Origin of the sequence: Pseudomonas sp. Au-Pse12 (assembly GCF_021341665.1) — a bacterium.
Classification (GTDB): Bacteria; Pseudomonadota; Gammaproteobacteria; order Pseudomonadales; family Pseudomonadaceae; genus Aquipseudomonas.
This window is the reverse complement of sequence record NZ_JAJTTH010000003.1, coordinates 500,465-520,517: the sequence shown is the minus strand read 5'-3', so window position 1 is coordinate 520,517 and position 20,053 is coordinate 500,465. Positions and strand designations below refer to the sequence as shown.

14 protein-coding genes are annotated in these 20,053 nt (G+C 63.7%); 2 read left to right on the top strand and 12 right to left on the bottom strand.

Annotated elements, in window-relative coordinates; translation table 11 throughout:
- Nucleotides 1-83 precede the first annotated feature (83 nt).
- The 10 genes from gcvT to arcD (LXM55_RS10735) all read right to left on the bottom strand — a co-directional run bounded on the left by gcvT (nt 84) and on the right by arcD (LXM55_RS10735) (nt 13,500).
- Nucleotides 84-1,208 (bottom strand): glycine cleavage system aminomethyltransferase GcvT, encoded by a 1,125-nt coding sequence (gene gcvT, locus LXM55_RS10780; protein WP_233320357.1) that lies wholly within the window; start codon nt 1,206-1,208, stop codon nt 84-86.
- A gap of 39 nt (nt 1,209-1,247) precedes the next feature.
- Nucleotides 1,248-2,624, bottom strand: coding sequence for an L-serine ammonia-lyase (locus LXM55_RS10775; protein ID WP_233320356.1), 1,377 nt, complete (start codon nt 2,622-2,624; stop codon nt 1,248-1,250).
- Between the two features lie 142 nt (nt 2,625-2,766).
- Entirely contained in the window at nt 2,767-5,616 is a 2,850-nt protein-coding gene (gene gcvP, locus LXM55_RS10770) for an aminomethyl-transferring glycine dehydrogenase (protein WP_233320355.1), read from the bottom strand.
- Between the two features lie 9 nt (nt 5,617-5,625).
- Complete coding sequence (gcvH, locus tag LXM55_RS10765; RefSeq protein WP_233320354.1) at nt 5,626-6,009, bottom strand: glycine cleavage system protein GcvH; 384 nt, start codon at nt 6,007-6,009, stop codon at nt 5,626-5,628.
- Nucleotides 6,010-6,436: 427 nt separating this feature from the next.
- Nucleotides 6,437-7,945: a sigma-54-dependent transcriptional regulator gene (locus LXM55_RS10760; protein WP_233320353.1), complete on the bottom strand. Its 1,509-nt coding sequence runs from the start codon at nt 7,943-7,945 to the stop codon at nt 6,437-6,439.
- A gap of 173 nt (nt 7,946-8,118) precedes the next feature.
- Nucleotides 8,119-8,478 carry a DUF5064 family protein gene (locus tag LXM55_RS10755; RefSeq protein ID WP_233320352.1) on the bottom strand — a complete coding sequence of 120 codons (360 nt, stop codon included), beginning with the start codon at nt 8,476-8,478 and terminating at the stop codon, nt 8,119-8,121.
- Between the two features lie 72 nt (nt 8,479-8,550).
- The gene (gene arcC / locus LXM55_RS10750) at nt 8,551-9,480 is read right to left on the bottom strand and encodes a carbamate kinase (RefSeq protein ID WP_233320351.1); all 930 of its coding nucleotides are present in this window, start codon (nt 9,478-9,480) and stop codon (nt 8,551-8,553) included.
- Between the two features lie 88 nt (nt 9,481-9,568).
- Entirely contained in the window at nt 9,569-10,579 is a 1,011-nt protein-coding gene (locus LXM55_RS10745) for an ornithine carbamoyltransferase (protein WP_015636749.1), read from the bottom strand.
- Nucleotides 10,580-10,763: 184 nt separating this feature from the next.
- Nucleotides 10,764-12,020 carry an arginine deiminase gene (gene arcA / locus LXM55_RS10740; protein ID WP_233320350.1) on the bottom strand — a complete coding sequence of 419 codons (1,257 nt, stop codon included), beginning with the start codon at nt 12,018-12,020 and terminating at the stop codon, nt 10,764-10,766.
- Between the two features lie 52 nt (nt 12,021-12,072).
- Nucleotides 12,073-13,500, bottom strand: coding sequence for an arginine-ornithine antiporter (arcD, locus tag LXM55_RS10735; protein WP_179600150.1), 1,428 nt, complete (start codon nt 13,498-13,500; stop codon nt 12,073-12,075).
- 457 nt (nt 13,501-13,957) lie between these two features.
- On the opposite strand from arcD (LXM55_RS10735), the gene arcD (LXM55_RS10730) reads away from it, so the two are divergent.
- Complete coding sequence (gene arcD / locus LXM55_RS10730) at nt 13,958-15,385, top strand: arginine-ornithine antiporter (RefSeq protein ID WP_233320349.1); 1,428 nt, start codon at nt 13,958-13,960, stop codon at nt 15,383-15,385.
- Nucleotides 15,382-16,251, top strand: coding sequence for a DNA-3-methyladenine glycosylase family protein (locus LXM55_RS10725; RefSeq protein ID WP_233320348.1), 870 nt, complete (start codon nt 15,382-15,384; stop codon nt 16,249-16,251). Before arcD (LXM55_RS10730) ends, LXM55_RS10725 begins: the two co-directional genes overlap by 4 nt.
- A 60-nt stretch (nt 16,252-16,311) precedes the next feature.
- On the opposite strand, the gene LXM55_RS10720 is transcribed toward LXM55_RS10725, so the two are convergent.
- Together LXM55_RS10720 and LXM55_RS10715 are read right to left on the bottom strand one after the other, a co-directional pair.
- The gene (locus tag LXM55_RS10720; protein ID WP_233320347.1) at nt 16,312-17,667 is read right to left on the bottom strand and encodes a CoA transferase; all 1,356 of its coding nucleotides are present in this window, start codon (nt 17,665-17,667) and stop codon (nt 16,312-16,314) included.
- Between the two features lie 108 nt (nt 17,668-17,775).
- The gene (locus LXM55_RS10715; RefSeq protein WP_233320346.1) at nt 17,776-19,920 is read right to left on the bottom strand and encodes a methyl-accepting chemotaxis protein; all 2,145 of its coding nucleotides are present in this window, start codon (nt 19,918-19,920) and stop codon (nt 17,776-17,778) included.
- Nucleotides 19,921-20,053 lie beyond the last annotated feature (133 nt).

Here is a 20,053-nt window from a genome sequence, read left to right as displayed (position 1 = left end):
CGAACATATGCACTGTTTTATGGCGGTTGCGTTACAGATTAGTGCAGTTTTAACGCAACCGCGTTACTTATAGAAACAGTCCCTCAGCCACGGTAGTAGCGTTGTGGTACGAATGGCATTTTGCTTACAAGCATTGGCACCTTTTTCCCACGAACTATTGCTGCAACTGGCGTATCGAGTGCGCAGTGCTCGATATCCAGGTAACCCATGGCCAACGGTCCGCCCAGGGTCGGGCCAAAACCGCCGCTGCACACGCTGCCGATTACCTTGCCTTGGGCATCGACAATCTCCGCGCCCTCACGGACCGGTGTGCGTTCCTGGGGCAGCAGGCCAACGCGTTTACGACTGACGCCGCCCTGCTGCTGGGCAAAGATCACCTCGGCCCCGGGGAAGCCGCCGGCACGCGCACCATCAGCGCGACGGGCCTTGGAGATGGCCCACAGCAGGCTGGCCTGAATGGGCGTGGAGTCGCTGTTCATGTCATGGCCGTACAGGCACAGGCCGGCTTCCAGGCGCAGGGAGTCGCGGGCGCCGAGGCCGATGGCCGCCACTTCCGGTTCGGCCAGCAAGGCACGGGCGAGCTTTTCCGCCTGGACCGCCGGTACCGAGATTTCGAAACCGTCTTCGCCGGTGTAACCCGAGCGGCTGACAAAGCAATCCACGCCCAGCAAGGTCACCGGCTTGAACTGCATGAAGGTCATCTTCGCCACTTCCGGCGCCAGGCGTGCCAGTACCGTGACCGCCGCCGGGCCTTGCAGGGCCAGCAGGGCCCGTTCCTCGAACAGCGGCTGAATGTCGCACTGCTCGCCGAGGTGGCGGCGCAGGTGAGCCAGGTCCTGCTCCTTGCAGGCGGCGTTGACCACCAGGAACAGCTGGTCGTCGCCCAGGTTGGCAACCATCAGGTCGTCGAGGATACCGCCCTGTTCATTGGTGAACATGGCATAGCGCTGCATGCCCACCGGCAGGTCGATGATGTCCACCGGCACCAGGGTTTCCAGGGCCTGGGCGGCATTGGCGCCACGCAGGAGAATCTGCCCCATGTGGGACACATCGAACAGCCCGGCCAGCTCACGGGTGTGCTGGTGTTCCTTCATGACCCCCAGCGGGTACTGCACCGGCATGTCGTAACCGGCGAATGGCACCATGCGGGCGCCGAGTTCCAGGTGCAGGCTGTGCAGTGGGGTTTTCAACAGTGTTTCGGTGGACATGGGCAACTCCTGATAAAACGTGCGGATACGGGCGGCGTATCAGCACTCGATAATGTTCACGGCCAGACCGCCACGGGCGGTCTCCTTGTATTTGCTTTTCATGTCGGCGCCGGTCTGGCGCATGGTGCGGATGACCTTGTCGAGGGAGACGAAATGTTGCCCGTCGCCGCGCAGGGCCATGCGCACCGCATTGATGGCCTTCACCGAACCCATGGCGTTGCGCTCGATGCAGGGCACCTGCACCAGGCCGCCAATCGGGTCGCAGGTCAGCCCGAGGTTGTGTTCCATGCCGATTTCCGCGGCGTTCTCCACCTGCTGCACGCTGCCACCGAGGACTTCGCACAAGGCCCCGGCGGCCATCGAGCAGGCCACGCCCACTTCGCCCTGGCAGCCGACTTCGGCGCCGGAGATCGAGGCGTTCTCCTTGTACAGGATGCCGATGGCCGCAGCCGTGAGGAGAAAACGCACCACCCCGTCTTCGTTGGCCCCGGGAATGAAGCGCATGTAGTAGTGCAGGACTGCCGGGATGATCCCGGCCGCACCATTGGTGGGCGCAGTGACCACGCGTCCGCCGTTGGCGTTCTCCTCGTTGACCGCCAGCGCATAGAGATTGACCCAGTCCAGCACCGACAAGGCATCACGCAGCGCGGCCTCCGGGTGCTGGCACAATTGGCGGTGCAGGGCGGCAGCGCGACGCTTGACCTTGAGCCCGCCCGGCAGAATGCCCTCGTTGCGGCAGCCAGCAGCCACGCAGTCCTGCATCACTTGCCAGATCTTCAGCAGCCCGGCGCGGGTTTCCGCTTCCGGGCGCCAGGCGCTCTCGTTGCTCAGCATCACCTGGCTGATGGACAGGCCATAGGTGCTGCAATGTTGCAGCAGCTCCTTGGCGGTCTTGAAGGGGAAGGTCAGGCGAGTGGTGTCTTCGACGATACGGTCGGCGCCGGCGGCGTCTTCGTCGACCACGAAACCGCCGCCAACGGAGTAGTACTCACGGCTGCGGATCTGCAGGCCGGCGCTATCGAAGGCACGGAAAATCATGCCGTTGGGGTGATAGGCCAGGGGTTTGCGGATCATTGCCAGGTGTTCTTTCTCGTTGAACGCAATGCTGTGTTCGCCGAGCAGGTTGATGCGCCCGCTGCTGCGTATGGCCTGCAGCCGAGCGGCGATGTTTTCGGTATTCACGGTGTCCGGTTGTTCGCCTTCCAGGCCCAGCAATACCGCCTTGTCGCTGCCGTGGCCCTTGCCGGTGGCGCCCAGCGAGCCGTACAACTCGACCTTGACGCAGGCGGTTGCCGCCAGCAGGTCATCGCGACGCAGGCCTTCGACAAAGCGCGCGGCCGCGCGCATCGGGCCAACGGTATGGGAGCTGGAGGGGCCGATGCCAATCTTGAACAGGTCGAACACGCTCAGGGACATGTTGGTTCTCCGGTTTCTTGTTATAGAGGCAGCGGCAAGCGGCAAGCGGCAAGCGGCAAGCGGCAAGCGGCAAGCGGCAAGCTGCAAGTCAGAGGCCGACCGGCTCTTTCCTACAGCTTGAGGCTACTAGCTTGTGGCTGCCTTAGGCGTAGCTTTCGATCGACGGGCAGGCGCATACCAGGTTGCGGTCACCGAACACGTTGTCGACCCGGCCAACCGGCGGCCAGTACTTGCCTTCGATCAGCGAGGCCACCGGATACACCGCCTGCTCGCGGCTGTACGGATGGGACCACTCGCCCACCAGTTCGGCCGCGGTGTGCGGAGCGTTCTTCAGTGGGTTGTCGTCCTTGTCCAGGGTGCCGTTTTCCACCGCGCGGATTTCTTCGCGGATGCGGATCATGGCGTCGCAGAAACGGTCCAGTTCTTCCTTGGATTCGCTTTCGGTCGGCTCGATCATCAGGGTGCCGGCCACTGGGAAGGACATGGTCGGGGCGTGGAAGCCGAAATCGATCAGGCGCTTGGCCACGTCATCGACGCTGATGCCGCTGCTGTCTTTTAGCGGACGCAGGTCGAGGATGCATTCGTGGGCCACCAGGCCGTTGCTGCCGGTGTAGAGCACGGGGTAGTGCTCTTCCAGGCGCCGCGAAATGTAGTTGGCATTGAGGATCGCCAGTTGCGACGCGCGCTTGAGGCCGGCGCCGCCCATCATGCGGATGTACATCCAGGTGATCGGCAGGATGCTGGCGCTGCCGAACGGTGCGGCACACACCGCGCCTTTCTTGTTTTCCAGCGCGGCGTGGCCGGGCAGGAAGGGCGCCAGGTGCGACTTGACGCCGATCGGGCCAACGCCCGGACCGCCACCGCCGTGGGGAATGCAGAAGGTCTTGTGCAGGTTCAGGTGGGACACGTCGCCGCCGAACTTGCCCGGCGCGCAGAGGCCGACCATGGCGTTCATGTTGGCGCCGTCGATGTACACCTGGCCGCCGTTGTCATGAATGATGCCGCAGATTTCGCGGATGCCTTCCTCGAACACGCCGTGGGTCGACGGGTAGGTGATCATCAGCGCGGCGAGGTGTTCGCGGTGCTCGATGGCCTTGGCCCGCAGGTCTTCGATATCCACGTTGCCGCGGGCGTCGCAGGCGGTGACCACCACGCGCATGCCGGCCATGTTGGCGGTGGCCGGGTTGGTGCCGTGGGCCGACGATGGAATCAGGCAGATGTCGCGACGTTCGTCGCCACGGCTCTGGTGATAGGCACGAATGGCCAGCAGGCCGGCGTATTCACCCTGGGAACCGGCGTTGGGCTGCAGGGAGACGGCGTCGTAGCCGGTCGCGGCGCAGAGCATCGCCTCCAGTTCGGTGGTCAATTGCTGGTAGCCGGCGCTTTGCTCGGCCGGGGCGAAGGGGTGCAGTGCACCGAATTCGGCCCAGGTGATCGGAATCATCTCGCTGGCGGCGTTGAGTTTCATGGTGCAGGAGCCCAGCGGGATCATGGTGCGATCCAGCGCCAGGTCCTTGTCCGCCAGCTTGCGCAGGTAGCGCATCAGCTCGGTTTCCGAGTGATAGCGGTTGAACACCGGGTGGCTGAGGATCGCCGACTGGCGTACCAGGGCCGCGGGGATGCTGCTGGTGACCGCAGTTGCCAGTGCGGCGAAGTCCGGCGCGGCCTGGCCGTCGCCCAATAGGCGCCACAGGCCTTCAACGTCGGCCTGGGTGGTGGTTTCGTCCAGGGACAGGCCGAGGCGCTCGGCGTCGATCACCCGCAGGTTGATGCCCTGGGCGCGTGCCTTGTCGTGCAGCGCGGCGGTGCTGGCACCGGTGTGCAGGCTCAGGGTGTCGAAGAAGTTGTCCTGCTCCACGGCCAGCCCCAGAGCCTTCAGGCCCTTGGCCAGGATCGCGGTCAGCTGGTGGATGCGCTGGGCAATCTGGATCAGGCCTTTGGGGCCGTGGTAGACGGCATACATGCTGGCGATGTTGGCCAGCAGGACCTGGGCGGTGCAGATGTTGCTGGTGGCCTTTTCGCGACGGATATGCTGTTCGCGGGTCTGCATGGCCAGGCGCAGGGCCGGCTTGCCGAAACGGTCTACGGAGACGCCGACCAGGCGGCCCGGCATGTCGCGCTTGAAGGCATCGCGGGTGGAGAAATAGGCCGCATGCGGGCCACCGAAGCCCAGCGGTACACCGAAGCGCTGGGCGCTGCCGATGGCCACGTCGGCACCGAATTCGCCCGGCGGGGTCAGCAGGGTCAGGGCCAGCAGGTCGGCGGCCACGGCCACCAGGGCGTTGGCGGCGTGGAAGCGTTCAGTCAGTTCGCGGTAGTCGAACAAATCGCCGTTGCTCGCCGGGTATTGCAGCAGGGCACCGAAGAACGGGCTGACGTCGGTCAGCTTGCGCTCATCGCCCACCACCACGTTGATCCCCAGGGGTTCGGCGCGGGTGCGCAGCACGTCGAGGGTTTGCGGGTGGCAATGCACCGAGGCGAAGAAGGCGTGGCTGCCCTTGTTCTTGCTCAGGCGCTTGCAGAAGGTCATGGCTTCAGCGGCGGCGGTGCCTTCGTCGAGCAGCGAGGCGTTGGCGATCGGCAGGCCGCTCAGGTCGCTGATCAGGGTCTGGAAGTTCAGCAGGGCTTCCAGGCGGCCCTGGGAGATTTCCGGCTGGTAGGGGGTGTAGGCGGTGTACCAGGCCGGGTTTTCCAGGAGGTTGCGCAGGATCGGCGAGGGGGTGTGGCAGCTGTAGTAGCCCTGGCCGATGTAGGTCTTGAACAGCTGGTTCTTGGCGGCGATGGCCTTGATCGAGGCCAGGGCCTGGGCTTCGCTCTGGCCTTGGCCCAGCTCCAGCACGCTGGTGCCCTTGATGCTCTCGGGGATCACGCTGGCGCTCAGGGCTTCCAGGGAGTCGAAGCCCAGGCTGTTGAGCATGGCTTGCTCATCGCCCTGACGCGGGCCGATGTGGCGCGCGATGAATTCGTTGGCGGTAGTCAGGTTGACGGTCATGGCGGCTCCTCAGGCTTCGGCGCTGGCTTTGATCAGGCGGTCATAGGCGTCCTGATCCAGCAGTTGGCCAACGGCGGCGGCATCGGCGGGAATGAAGCGGAAGAACCAGCCTTCGCCCAGCGGGTCTTCGTTGACCAGTTCCGGGCTGTCTTCCAGGGCCGGGTTGGTGGCGACCACTTCACCGTTCAGCGGCATGTACACGCCGCTGGCGGCCTTTACCGACTCCACGGTGGCGGCTTCGGCGCCCTTTTCGTAGCTCTGCAGCTCCGGCAGTTGCACAAACACCACATCACCCAGGGCGTTCTGAGCGAAAGCCGTAATGCCGACGGTGACACTGCCATCCGCTTCGCTACGCAGCCATTCGTGATCTTCAGTAAAACGCAACTCGCTCATGGAAACTCCTCAGGGGCCAGACTCGTCTGGTGGACGCGATTGAATGCTCGGACAGCGCCGAGCCGAATGGCAATGTCCATAGCAAGAACACGGCCAATACTTATTTAATCCTTTAAAATCAGTGGCTTGAGTATTTGTGTGGTGCGTCGTTACTGTTCATGTGTAGCGAAATCGCTACAGCTGACAGCGTAGAAAAAAGGCTTTGAGGATCAAAGCCTTGCACGGCAGCGATTACAAGGCGATGTAGCGAAATCGTTCCGCTGTAGCGCTTTCAGTACAGTTGCAGGTCGCTTCCAGAACGCCAGGCGTGGCGGGGCGTTCAGGCTTGCGTGCAGCAACTGGCTTGCCCGCGAAGGCGTCTTTATGAGCGAAACAGGGCTTGAGGGCCTCTTCGACGGCCAGCCAGCTCCCGCGCAAAAGGGGCCGGTCAGGTCTTGTTGGGAATGCCGTACTTGCGCAGGCGGTGGGCAATGGCGGTGTGGGAGGTCTGCAGGCGGTTGGCCAGTTGCCGGGTCGAGGGGTAGTTGACGTAGAGGGTTTCCAGCAGCTCTTTCTCGAAGGCTTCCACGGCCTGCTCCAGGCTTTCGACTTCGGCGTCGTTTTGCCGTGCCACCGAGGTGCCGGCGATGTCCAGGTCGCCGATGTCCACCAGGTTGCTTTCGCAAATGGCCGCCGCGCGGAAAATCACGTTCTGCAACTGCCGCACGTTGCCCGGCCAGCGGTTGCCCAGCAGCGCTGGGTAGGTGCCCGGGGTCAGGCGGCACACAGGGCGCTGGATCTGCGCGCAGGCCTGCTGCATGAAGTAGCGGGCCAGCAGCAGGATGTCCTGGCCGCGCTCGCGCAGCGGCGGCACTTCCACGTTCAGGACATTGAGGCGATAGAACAGGTCTTCGCGGAAGCTGCCTTCGCCGACCATTTTCTCCAGGTCGCGGTGGGTGGCGCTGAGGATGCGCACATTGACCTTGATCTCGCGATCGCCGCCCACTCGGCGAAAGCTGCCGTCATTGAGAAAACGCAGCAGCTTGGCTTGCAGATAGGGCGACATCTCGCCGATTTCATCGAGAAACACCGTGCCCTGGTTGGCCAGTTCCATCAGCCCCGGCTTGCCGCCGCGCTGGGCGCCGGTAAAGGCGCCGGGGGCATAGCCGAACAGTTCGCTCTCGGCCAGGTTTTCCGGGAGTGCCGCGCAGTTCAGGGCCAGGAACGGCGCGCTGTGGCGGGCGCTGATGGCGTGGCAGGCGCGGGCCACCAGTTCCTTGCCGGTACCGGTTTCGCCCTGGATCAGCAGCGGTGCATCCAGCGCCGCCACCCGTTGCGCCCGGGCCTTGAGGGTGCGGATCGCCGGTGATTCGCCGAGCAGGGCATCGAAGCCCTCGGCGTGATCGTGGTGCAGGGCCGACAGCCGTTCGCCGATGCGGTTGGGCTGGTACAGGGTCAGCAGCGCACCGGCATCGGTGATGGGGGTGGCGTCCAGCAGCAGGGTCTGGCCATTGACGATGATTTCCCGCAGCGGCAGGCGAAAGCCGTTTTCCAGCAGGGCCTCCAGCAGCGCGGGATCGGCAAACAGTTCGGCGACGCTTTCCCCGGCCGGCTCGCGGCCATACAGGGCGATCAGCGCCGGGTTGGCCAGCAGCACTTTACCGGCGCTGTCCAGGGCCAGCACCGGGTCGGTCATGGCCGCCAGCAAGGCGTCCAATTGCAGGTGTCGGCGTTGCCCGGGAAGGATGTCGACCACGGTCACCGCCTGCACGCCGCGCACGTTGAACAGCGCGTCGCGCAATTCTTCCAGGACCTGGGGGCTCAGGGTCGGGGCGTCGATATAGACGTTGGGTGGCACCATTTCCACCGCATCCAGGTTGAGGTTGCGCCCGCCCAGCAGGGCCAGGACTTCCTGGGTGATGCCGACGCGGTCGATGAAACTGACGTGGATACGCATGGGGTGACAGAGGATTCTGGGACACTGAAGGGCGCCAGTATGCCTTGGGCGAGAGCCTTAGTCGAAATCGGTGGGGCTGTCGTAGGAGCCGGCTGGCCGGCGCAGGCGCACCGCAAGCCGATGCAGGGCGCTGGTCATTTCGCCGGCCAGCCGGCTCCTACTGAAGGGGGTGGTTACGCCAGGTGTTCGGGTTTCACTGGGTCGCCGGGCTTGACGTCCAGCTGCTTGCGCACGTCCTCGAACATCTCGTCGTAGTACTTGTGCATGGAGGCAATGCTCGCGCTCTTCGGCAAACCGTACTGCTGGGCAATGCGGGTGGCGTGGCGGGCGAAATCGAAGGCCAGGTCCTTGGCCAGGAAAAACTGCTCCTTGAAGGACTTGTCTTCAATCGTCCCGTGCAGGGTGAACTGCATGCCCTTGCCCTCTTTGGGGTCCTGGGCCACTTCGTAGTCGATGCACAGGTTGTAGCTGAAGTCGTCCTTGTTCAGCGCATGGCGCTCGATATGCAGGTGACCCGGCTCAAACATGGCCATAGGCTTCTCTCCTCCAGGGCTTTGAAATAAGGGCAGGCACCGGGCCTGCCCCGAGTTTTCACTGCAAGCGTCTTACAGGTAGCTGATGCCGGGTTTGGCGGTACTGATGCGGGTGCCGGCCTTGCCCTGGACGATCGCTTCGATGTCCGAGAGTGAACCGATCACCGCGACTTTGCCAGTGTGCCGGGCAAATTCGCAGGCGGCCTGGACCTTGGGCCCCATGGAGCCGGCGGCAAAGCCGAGCTTCTCCATTTCATCCGGGTGGGCCTGGGCGATGGCCTTCTGGGTCGGCTTGCCGAAGTCGATGAACGCTGCGTTGACGTCGGTCGCGATCACCAGCAGGTCAGCCTCCAGTTGCTCGGCCAGCAGCGCCGAACACAGGTCCTTGTCGATCACCGCCTCGATGCCCTGGAGCTTGCCGTCCTCGCCGTACATGGTCGGAATGCCGCCACCGCCGGCGCAGATCACGATGCTGCTCTTTTCCAGCAGCCACTTGATCGGGCGGATCTCGAAGATGCGCTTGGGTTTCGGGCTGGCCACCACTCGGCGGTACTTGTCGCCGTCCGGGGCGATCGCCCAGCCTTTTTCCTTGGCCAGCTTCTCGGCTTCTTCACGGCTGTAGACCGGGCCGATGGGCTTGGTCGGGTTCTTGAAGGCCGGGTCCTTGGCGTCCACTTCCACCTGGGTCAGCAAGGTGGCGAAGGGCACCTCGAAGTCCAGCAGGTTGCCCAGTTCCTGTTCGATGATGTAGCCGATCATGCCTTCGGTCTCGGCGCCGAGCACGTCCAGCGGGTAAGGCGAAACCTGGGTATAGGCCGCCGCCTGCAGCGACAGCAGGCCGACCTGCGGGCCATTGCCGTGGGCAATCACCAGTTGGTTGCCAGGGTGGATCTTGGCGATCTGTTCGGTGGCGATGCGGATGTTGGCGCGTTGGTTGTCCGCGGTCATGGGTTCACCACGGCGGAGCAGGGCGTTACCGCCCAGTGCAACGACGATACGCATAATGCAGTCCTTCTAGAGGCGCTGTAGGAGCCGGCTTGCCAACGAACAGCGGTTGGCTGGCAAGCCGGCCCCGGCAGGGGGAGGCAGGTTAGAGGTCGGCCAGGGTCGAAACCAGGATCGCCTTGATGGTGTGCATGCGGTTTTCCGCTTGCTCGAAGGCGATGCAGGCTGGCGATTCGAACACGTCGTCGGTGACTTCAATGCCGTTGGCCAGGTGCGGATACTGCTCGGCGATCTGCTTGCCGACCTTGGTATCGCTGTTGTGGAAAGCCGGCAGGCAGTGCATGAACTTGGTCCGTGGGTTGCCGGTGGCTTTCATCAACTGGGCGTTGACCTGGTACGGCAGCAGTTGCTCGATGCGTTCGGCCCAGGCTTCCACCGGCTCGCCCATGGAGACCCAGACGTCGGTGTGGATGAAGTCCACGCCCTTGACCGCGGCTTTCGGGTCTTCGGTGAGGGTGATGCGGGCACCGCTTTCCTCGGCGTATTGCTTGCAGCGTTGCACCAGGTCGTCATGGGGCCACAGCGCCTTGGGCGCGCAGATGCGCACGTCCATGCCGAGCTTGGCGCCCACCAGCAGCAGCGAGTTGCCCATGTTGTTGCGGGCGTCACCCAGGTAGGCGTAGCTGATTTCATGGATCGGCTTGTCGGCGTGCTCACGCATGGTCAGCACGTCGGCGATCATCTGGGTCGGGTGGTATTCATCGGTCAGGCCGTTGAACACCGGAACCCCGGCAAATTTCGCCAGCTCTTCGACGATTTCCTGCTTGAAGCCACGGTACTCGATGGCGTCATACATGCGCCCGAGTACGCGGGCGGTGTCCTTCATGCTTTCCTTGTGGCCGATCTGCGACGAGTTGGGGTCGATGTAGGTGACGTTGGCACCCTGGTCATAGGCCGCCACTTCGAAGGCGCAACGGGTACGGGTCGAGGTCTTTTCGAAGATCAGGGCGATGTTGTTGCCCTTGAGGTGCTGCTGCTCGGTGCCGGTGTACTTGGCGCGTTTCAGGTCGCGGGACAGGTCCAGCAGGTAGCGCAGTTCGCGTGGAGTGTGGTGTTCCAGGCTCAGCAGGTTACGGTTGTGGATATTGAAAGCCATGATGGATCTCCTCGCCGACACTGTGAAAGCTACTGCGCTTGGAAATACTGCGTTAAAAACAGGCTCGGAATGCTCATTTACAGCCAGTAGACTCCGCTTCCTCGCCTGTTTTTGCCTTGTCTTTCCTGCGCTCGCTACGCTTTCACAGCGTCGGTTTGTGTTAGGTCAAATTAAGTGGAATTGCTTAGTAGTCGATCGGGTCGCGGATGATCGGGCAGGTCATGCAGTGGCCGCCGCCACGGCCACGGCCCAGTTCGCCGGCGCTGATGGTGATGACTTCGACCCCGGCCTTGCGCAGCAGGGTGTTGGTGTAGGTGTTGCGGTCGTAGCCGATGACCACGCCCGGTTCCACGGCCACCACGTTGTTGCCGTCGTCCCATTGCTCGCGCTCGGCGGCGAAGCTGTTGCCACCGGTTTCCACCACGCGCAGGGCCTTGAGGTTGAGGGCCTTGGCCACGGTGTCGAGGAAGCTGGTTTCCTCGCGGCGCACGTCGATGCCGCCTGGCTTGCTTTCGTCAGGGCGCAGGCTGAAGGCGACGATCTGGCTCACCACTTCCGGGAAGACCGTGACCAGGTCGCGGTCGCAGAAGCTGAACACGGTGTCCAGGTGCATGGCCGCGCGGGATTTTGGCAGGCCGGCGACGATGACGCGTTCCACCGCTTTGTGCTTGAACAGGTTCAGCGCCAGTTGGCCGATGGCCTGGCGCGAGGAGCGCTCGCCCATGCCGATCAGGACCACGCCATTGCCGATGGGCATCACGTCGCCGCCTTCCAGGGTGGCGTTGCCGTGTTCCTGGTCCGGGTCGCCGTACCAGATCTGGAAGTCGGCGTTGGTGAACTCGGGGTGGAACTTGTAGATGGCGGTGGTCAGCAGGGTTTCCTGACGTCGCGCCGGCCAGTACATCGGGTTCAGGGTCACGCCGCCGTAGATCCAGCAGGTGGTGTCGCGGGTGAACTGGGTGTTGGGCAGCGGCGGCAGGATGAAGCTGGAGTGGCCGAGGAAGTCGCGGAACATCTCGATGGTCTTGCCACCGAAGCTGGTGGGCAGGTCATCGGCGGATACGCCGCCGATCAGGAACTCGGCGACCTTGCGCGGTTCCAGGCTGCGCAGCCACGAACCGACTTCATTGACCAGGCCCAGGCCGACCTGGTTGGCGGTGATCTTGCGCTCCAGAATCCAGTCCAGGGCTTCGGGCATGGCGACGATGTCGGTCAGCAGGTTGTGCATTTCCAGCACATCAATATCCCGCTCGCGCATCTTGGTGACGAAGTCGAAGTGATCGCGCTTGGCCTGGGCCACCCACAGCACATCATCGAACAGCAGTTCATCGCAGTTGTTCGGGGTCAGCCGCTGATGGGCCAGGCCTGGGGAGCAAACCATGACTTTGCGCAGTTTGCCGGCTTCGGAATGGACGCCGTACTTAACTTTTTCCGTGGTCATTACTGTGATCCTCCAGAGACAAAACAATCGGGGTGTTGCTTGAAAGGCAGTGCTACAGGGTCAGGAAGCCGTCGTAGAGTCCGTAGGCCGCCACCAGGGCGCCTATGACCACCGCGGCAAAAATCAGCTTCTCGACGTTGGTGAAAATCGGTTTGTGCAGTTCCATCTTGGCCTTGGCGAACAGCACCACGCCGGGGGCGTAGAGCAGGGCCGAGAGCAGCAGGTACTTGACCCCGCCGGCGTACAGCAGCCAGATCGCGTAGAGCAGGGCGATGCCGCCGATGATCAGGTCCTTCTTGCGTTCGGCCAGGGCCTGTTCGTAGCTTTCGCCACGCACCGCCAGCAGCACCGCGTAGGCCGCCGACCACAGGTAGGGCACCAGGATCATCGAGGTGGCGAGGTAGATCAGCGACAGGTAGGTGCTGGCCGAGAACAGGGTGATGATCAGGAAGATCTGCACCATGGCGTTGGTCAGCCACAGGGCGTTGGCCGGTACGTGGTTGGCGTTCTCGCGGCGCAGGAACTCCGGCATGGTGTGGTCCTTGGCGGCGGCGAACATGATCTCCGCGCACAGCAGCACCCATGACAGCAGCGCCCCCAGCAGCGAGATGATCAGGCCGACGCTGATCAGCACCGCGCCCCAGTGGCCCACCACATGTTCCAGTACCGCGGCCATGGACGGGTTCTGCAGCTTGGCCAGTTCCGGCTGGGTCATGATCCCCAGGGACAGCACGTTCACCAGCACCAGGAACAGCAGCACGGTGATGAAGCCGATGACGGTGGCCTTACCGACGTCCGAGCGTTTTTCCGCACGGGAGGAGAAGATGCTCGCGCCTTCGATGCCGATGAACACCCAGACGGTGACCAGCATCATGTTGCGCACCTGGTTCATCACGCTGCCCAGGTCCGGGTTTTTCACGCCCCAGATGTCAGCGGTGAAGATGTCCAGCTTGAACGCGAACAGGGCGATCAGCACGAACAGCAGCAGTGGTACGACCTTGGCGACCGTGGTCACCAGGTTGATGAAGGCGGCTTCCTTGATGCCGCGCAGTACCAAAAAATGCACGGCCCAGAGCAAGACCGAAGCGCCGATCACCGCCGCTGGGGTGTTGCCCTCACCGAAGATCGGGAAGAAATAGCCCAGGGTGCTGAACAGCAGCACGAAGTAGCCGACGTTGCCCAACCAGGCACTGATCCAGTACCCCCAGGCGGATGAAAAACCCATGTAGTCGCCGAATCCGGCCTTGGCGTAGGCGTAGACCCCACCGTCCAGATCAGGTTTGCGATTAGCCAGGGTTTGGAAGACGAATGCCAAGGTCAACATGCCGACAGCGGTAATCGCCCAACCAATAAGAACTGCACCAACATCGGCGCTGGCTGCCATGTTTTGCGGTAAGGAGAAGATCCCGCCGCCAATCATGGAACCCACTACCAAGGCGACTAAGGCGCCCAGTCTTAGTTTTCCGGGAGATTCAGACATTGCATGACTCCAATGCAGGAGAAGAGAGACGTCAGAGTAAATCTGCTTGCAATCCGAACAGCTGACTTAGATCAGTTCATTGCGATATTCCGTTGTGAATGAATGACTTAAGATTTGTTGCGGGAGGTAGAATGTTGCCCTGAAAGGGCCATTCCAGAGGCTTTGGGCTCTCCTTGTTAATAGCGGCTCCGGTGGCCGACGAGGTTTGAAACTAGACCGTTTTGAAGAATGTGCAAATCTTTCAGCGCTACTGATTAATCACTTTTGAGTGATGGCACTTAGTACCTGCGGATAACAAAATAGTCGGTTATTCAGTGCCTTCTGCCGGGTGTCTAAAGGCTGGGTGCATAAAGGATGAATAATTGACTGTTACTGTTAGACGTAAATTTGTAGAAGTTATTTAATTGCGTGTAGCTTTAATTAATTGCCAGATCGACTCACTGAAGTAGAGGTAGGGATGTCACAACCGGCGCAGAAGCTGCAACTCGGTGCATTGATCGCCCTGGTGGTGGGCTCGATGATTGGTGGCGGGATCTTCTCGCTGCCGCAGAATATGGCGGCCCGGGCCGATGCCGGCGCGGTGCTGATCGGCTGGGCCATCACCGCAGTGGGGATGCTGACCCTGGCCTTCGTTTTCCAGACCCTGGCCAACCGCAAGCCGGAGCTCGACTCCGGGGTCTATGCGTACGCCAAGGCCGGGTTCGGCGACTACATGGGTTTCTCTTCCGCCTGGGGTTACTGGATCAGCGCCTGGCTGGGCAATGTCGGCTACTTCGTGCTGCTGTTCAGCACCCTGGGCTATTTCTTTCCCGTGTTCGGCGAAGGCAATACCCCGGTGGCCATCGGCTGTGCTTCGGTCTTGCTGTGGGCCGTGCATTTTTTGGTACTGCGCGGCATCAAGGAAGCCGCCTTCATCAACCAACTGACCACGGTGGCGAAGATCGTGCCGCTGGTGATGTTCATCGTCATCGCCGCTGTGGCGTTCAAGGCCGATGTCTTCACCCGGGATATCTGGGGGCAAAGCAACCCCAACTTCGGCGGGGTGATGGACCAGGTGCGCAACATGATGCTGGTCACGGTATTCGTGTTCATCGGCATCGAGGGCGCCAGCGTCTATTCGGCCCGGGCACAGAAGCGCGCGGATGTCGGGCGGGCCACGGTGATCGGATTTCTCGGGGTGCTGGCGCTGCTGGTGCTGGTCAACGTGCTGTCGCTGGGGATCATGAGCCAGCCGGAACTGGCCAAGTTGCAGAACCCGTCCCTGGCGGCGGTGCTGGAGCATATCGTCGGCCCCTGGGGGGCCTTGCTGATCAGCATCGGCCTGGCGGTTTCGCTGCTGGGCGCCTTGTTGTCCTGGGCCTTGCTGTGCGCGGAAATTCTCTACGCCACCGCCCGGGACCGGACCATGCCGGCTTTCCTGAAAAAGGAAAATGCCAACCATGTGCCGGTCAATGCCCTGTGGCTGACCAACGTCATGATCCAGATTTTCCTGCTGATCACCCTGTTCTCTGCCGGCACCTACACCAACCTGATCTACCTGGCCTCGTCGATGATCCTGGTGCCCTACCTGTGGTCGGCGGCCTATGCGGTGCTGCTCAGCGGTCGCGGCGAAACCTATGAGCAGGCGTTCCGGGAGCGGCTGAAGGATCTGTTCATCGCCATCGTGGCCCTGAGTTACGCGATCTGGCTGTTGTACGCCGGCGGCCTGAAGTACCTGCTGCTGTCGGCCCTGTTGTATGCGCCCGGGGTGATTCTGTTCGCTCAGGCCAAGCGCGAGCAGGGCGAACCGCTGTTCACCCACCTGGAGAAGCTGATCTTCAGCGCGGTGGTCACCGGTGCCTCGCTGGCGGCTTATGGCTTGTACAGCGGCCTGCTGGCGCTGTGATCGAATACCTGCCCTACCAGGGCGCCTACGACTGGCCAGCGATGCTGGCTTTTCTCAGGGCGCGGGCCATCGACGGGCTGGAAGTGGTGCAAGGCGCTACCTATGCCCGGACCTTTGCGCTGGACGATTGCCAGGGCACCTTGAGCGTGTGCCCGGGGCCGGCGGGCCATTTGCAGGTGCAACTGCAACTGACCGAGCAGGCCCGGGTGCCCCAGGTGCTGGCACGTTTGCGCCGGCAATTTGACCTGGATGCCGATTTGCCCCCGATCCACCGTCACCTGGCCCGTGACCCGCTGCTCGCGCCGTTGCTCGCGGCCCGGCCGGGTCTGCGGGTGCCTGGGGCCTGGGACGGTTTCGAACTGGCGATTCGCGCCGTGCTGGGCCAGCAGATTACCGTGCAGGGCGCGATTCGCCTGGCCGGCAAGCTGCTGGCGCTGCATGGCCGGCCGCTGGCCTGCCCCGACCCGCAATGGCCCGGCCTGACCCACGTATTTGCCACGCCCGAAGTGTTGGCCGAAGCCGATCTTGCCCGTCTGGGGATGCCCGGTAGTCGCGCACGTACCCTGTCTGCGGTGGCCCGGGCGCTGCTTGATGACCCGCAGCTGTTCGAACCCAAGGCCAACCTGCGGCAGGGCCTGGAGCGTCTGTTGCAGTTACCGGGAATTGGCGACTGGACGGCGCACTACATCGCCCTGCGCCTGTGGCGTGAGCGCGATGCCTTTCCGGCGGCGGACGTGGGTTTGTTCAACGCCGTGGCGCGCCTGGAAGGCGTACGTCCCACGGCCCGCCAACTGCTGGCCCGGGCGGAGGCCTGGCGGCCGTGGCGCGGTCATGCGGCGCAGCATTTGTGGACGGCCTTGGGGTGAGGTTGCTGGCCGGGCGCCTCGCCGGTCATCCGGTAGGCGCCGGCTTGCCGGCGAAGGCGCTCACCACCATCTTGGGCGATGGGCACCCAGGGCGCTGGCGGGGCAATCCCACTGCACGGGTGTTCCATTGATCTGCAACGGCGCTCGTAGACGCCGGGCCGGGCCCCAAGGGGTCTGTTCCTGCAGCAGCCCCAAGTCCCCATCCTCTTCGGCGCGTAGCGGCGGTTCGGCTTCCGCCCGTGGGCAATGCTCAATCAGCAGTTTGGCGGTGCGGGCCAGGGACAGGCGCGCCGAGGTGCCTTGGCCGTCGCTCAAGGATTGGTTCAGTGCCCGCAGGGCGCTGGCTGCCATCAGGTAACCGGTGGCGTGATCCAGCGCCTGGACCGGCAGTGGCACCGGTTGCTGCGCGGCTTTCCAGGCCATGCCGGCGTCGGCGATGCCGCCGCTCATCTGCACCAGGCTGTCGAAGCCTCGGCGATTGCACCAAGGGCCGCTCCAGCCATAGGCGTTGAGGCTGATGTCGATCAGCCCCGGGGCGATTCGCTGGCGTGCCTCGGCGCCATAACCCAGGTGTTCCAGGGCATCGGCGCGGTAGCCATGCAGGAGCAGGTCAGCCTCCGCCAGCAGGCCCTCGAACACCGCGCGCTGTTCAAGGTCGTGCAGGTCCAGGCGCGCGCAGCGTTTGCCCAGGGTCACTTCCGGTTCCAGGGCAGGCTCGTTCCAGTGCGGCGGGTCGATGCGCAGGACGTCGGCGCCCAGCCCCGCCAGCAGGCGGCTGGCCACAGGGCCGGCCAGTACCCGGGTCAGGTCCAGCACCTTCAGTCCGGCCAGCGGCCGGGCGCTGGAGCCGCTCCAGGTTTTCTGCCGCTGGCCGCTGTGCGCCAGCCAGTGCACCAGCGGCTCGGCGTTGACTGCCCGGCCTTGTGGATGCACCTGCCACTGCGCCCAACTGCGCATCTGCGCGGCGCAACCGCCCTGGTCGACGATGGCTTGTTCCAGCGCCAGGGCATCCCACGTGGCCACTCGGGCGGCCATGGCATCGCGCGTGGTCACCGCGCCCAGCACCCGCTCGGCGGCGGCCCGGTGGTGGGGCGCATTGGTGTGCAGGCGAATCCAGCCATCGCGGCTGGGGTAGTCCCCGGCAATCGGGTCCCAAGGAGCCGGCAGGCTCCAGCCTTGCGGGCGGATCGAACCGGCGAACCAGAATGAAGCCAGGCGCCGGTCGACGCTGACCTCTGGCCGGCGTCCGGTCTGGCTGTACAGGAGTTCGGCGAGGGCTTGCCCGGCGGCGGCCATGCTGGCGCTGGCCAGGTCGGTCACGGCGAAGGCCGAGGGCAGGGCGCCCTGGCCGGTTTGTCGGACGCTTGCGGGCGCCAGGCCCAGCGCGGCCTGGAGGGTTGCCAGTAGTTCGGTCATGACGCACTCCCCGGTTCAGAGGAGGGCATTGCATCCTGAAACCGCCGCCACTGTCGATCACTTCCGGTCATCGGCCGCGGCGGGCGGCCGGCGTGGCGAGAACCGCGCTTACACCCGGAACTGGTCCATCAGTTTCATTTGCTGGGTGGCCAGGGCATTGAGCTGGCTGCTGACCTGGGCCGACTCGCTGGCCTGTTCGGTGAGGGTCTCGGTCACACTGCGGATCGCCGAGACGTTGCGGTTGACCTCTTCGGCCACCGCGCTCTGTTGCTCGGCGGCGCTGGCGATCTGCAGGTTCATGTCGCTGATCACGGTGACCGCGTCGCTGATCTTGCCCAGCGCCTGGACCGCCTGATGGATCTGCCCGGCATTGTTCTGCGCCTGGCTCTGGCTGGCGTGCATGGTGGTGACCACATCGCGGGTGCCGCTCTGGATGCGTTCGATCACCACGCGGATTTCCTCCACCGAGTCCTGGGTGCGCTTGGCCAGGTTGCGCACTTCATCGGCCACCACCGCGAAGCCGCGACCGCTTTCGCCGGCACGGGCTGCTTCGATGGCGGCGTTGAGGGCCAACAGGTTGGTCTGCTCGGCGATGCTGCGGATCACTTCCAGCACCGAGCCGATCTGCTCGCTGTTCACCGCCAGGGCTTCGACTTCGCCCACCGCCTTGCTCACTTCATCGGCCAGCAGGCTGATGTCCCGGGTGCTGCGTTCGATGATGGTCATGCCTTCCTTGGCCGACTGGTCGGCGCCACGGGCGGCCTGGGCGGCGTTGGAGGCACTGTTGGCGACGTCATGGGCCGTGGCGCTCATTTCGTTGGAGGCGGTGGCCACCTGATCGATCTCGCGGAACTGCACCTGCATGCCTTCACTGGTCTGGCGGGCGATTTCCGAAGACTGGTCGGCGGTGCCCCGAGCCTCGGTGATGCTCTGCTTGATCTGGGCGATGGTCGGTTGCAGTTTGTCGAGGAAGCGGTTGAACCAGCTCACCAGTTCGCCGAGCTCGTCTTTCTTGCTGTAGTTCAAGCGCTGGGTCAGGTCGCCGTCGCCGCTGGCGATGGCCTTGAGCATCTGCGCCACGCTGTTGATCGGCCGGGTCACGCCCGAGGCACTGAGCCAGATCAGCAGCAGGCCCAGCAGGCCGGCGCCGATGGCCACCAGCACGGTTTTCACGGTGCCGCTGGTCTGGGCGTCATCCAGCAGGTTCTGCAGTTTGACCGAGTCCGCCAGCAGCACTTGTTGCGGCAGGTCGATGGTCACGCCCCAGGGCTTGGCATCGGCGATCGGGCTGAAGGGGTAGATCGCCCGGATCAGCTCGCCCTGTTGCAGGACTTTCGATTGGCTGCCGGCGAGCGTCGCGAGGATGTCCTTGCCCTGGGCGCCCAGGCTGTCACCAATGTTCTTGCCAATTTGAGCGGGATCGCTGCCGACCGCCGCCAGCAGCCCGCTGCCGGCCAGGATCATCATGTGCCCGGCGCCATCGAACAGGCCGCGCTGGGCCTCCACGGCGGCGGCTTGCAGGGAGTCCAGAGCGATGTCGACGCCGATCACCCCGATGACCTTGCCGTCCACCAGCAGGGGCACGGAGATGGTGGTCATCAGCACTTGCTTCTTGTCCTCGCCGATGGTGTCGGCGTAGGGATCGAGCAGGCAGGTGCGCCGGGTATCACGGGGGCAGGTGTACCAGATGTTGTAGGGCGTGCCGCTGAGGTTGAGGGTGGTCTTGTTCATGTCCTCCTCGACCATCACCGTGTTCAGCTGCTTGCCTGCGGGACGGCTCCAGTAGCTGGCGAAACGTCCTTGTTCGTTGGAGGCGCGGCTCGCATCGTTGGCGAACTCGCGGTCCTTGCCGTCCAGGGCGTTGGGTTCGTAGGCCAGCCAGATGCCGAGCACCTTGGGGTTACGCTCGAAGGCGGTTTTCAGGCTGTGGTTGAGCTCTTCGCGCAGGGCCGAGGCATCCAGGCCGCGCTTTGCGGCCATCTCCCGCAGGTCCCGGACCTGATCCGCCAGGGCGGTGATCACCAGCTGGCTTTCGCCGAAGGTCTTCTGGATGCGCGCCGCCTGTTCGGCGGCCTTGGCCTGCAGCAGGTCCTCGACCCCGGCCGTCAGCATCCGTGTGCTGGAGGTGTTGACCAGCTGATTGTTCTGCTGGCTCTGGTAGATGTTCATGCCGACGATCAAGGCCACCACGCCCAACAGGCACAGTCCGGACAACAGCACTATTTTCAGGCGAATGGAGAGAGAGTCGAGCATGAGGGCAATCTCGCGAAAGGACGGATGGAAAGCACGGAATCGGATGACTCCGGTCGCCAAGTCCATTCAGCGCTATGCCCGGAACATCGGCTTGGGTGGCCTTTGCGTGAGGGGGTGCCGACGAACGGTCATG

Coding starts and splice junctions, on each gene's coding strand:
- LXM55_RS10715 (WP_233320346.1), bottom strand. CDS start 19,920: ATGCTCGACTCTCTCTCCATTCGCCTGAAAATAGTGCTGTTGTCCGGA.
- arcA (WP_233320350.1), bottom strand. CDS start 12,020: ATGACCACGGAAAAAGTTAAGTACGGCGTCCATTCCGAAGCCGGCAAA.
- gcvP (WP_233320355.1), bottom strand. CDS start 5,616: ATGACCGTCAACCTGACTACCGCCAACGAATTCATCGCGCGCCACATC.
- arcD (WP_233320349.1), top strand. CDS start 13,958: ATGTCACAACCGGCGCAGAAGCTGCAACTCGGTGCATTGATCGCCCTG.
- LXM55_RS10760 (WP_233320353.1), bottom strand. CDS start 7,945: ATGCGTATCCACGTCAGTTTCATCGACCGCGTCGGCATCACCCAGGAA.
- LXM55_RS10745 (WP_015636749.1), bottom strand. CDS start 10,579: ATGGCTTTCAATATCCACAACCGTAACCTGCTGAGCCTGGAACACCAC.
- gcvH (WP_233320354.1), bottom strand. CDS start 6,009: ATGAGCGAGTTGCGTTTTACTGAAGATCACGAATGGCTGCGTAGCGAA.
- LXM55_RS10755 (WP_233320352.1), bottom strand. CDS start 8,478: ATGGCCATGTTTGAGCCGGGTCACCTGCATATCGAGCGCCATGCGCTG.
- LXM55_RS10775 (WP_233320356.1), bottom strand. CDS start 2,624: ATGTCCCTGAGCGTGTTCGACCTGTTCAAGATTGGCATCGGCCCCTCC.
- arcC (WP_233320351.1), bottom strand. CDS start 9,480: ATGCGTATCGTCGTTGCACTGGGCGGTAACGCCCTGCTCCGCCGTGGT.
- LXM55_RS10720 (WP_233320347.1), bottom strand. CDS start 17,667: ATGACCGAACTACTGGCAACCCTCCAGGCCGCGCTGGGCCTGGCGCCC.
- arcD (WP_179600150.1), bottom strand. CDS start 13,500: ATGTCTGAATCTCCCGGAAAACTAAGACTGGGCGCCTTAGTCGCCTTG.
- gcvT (WP_233320357.1), bottom strand. CDS start 1,208: ATGTCCACCGAAACACTGTTGAAAACCCCACTGCACAGCCTGCACCTG.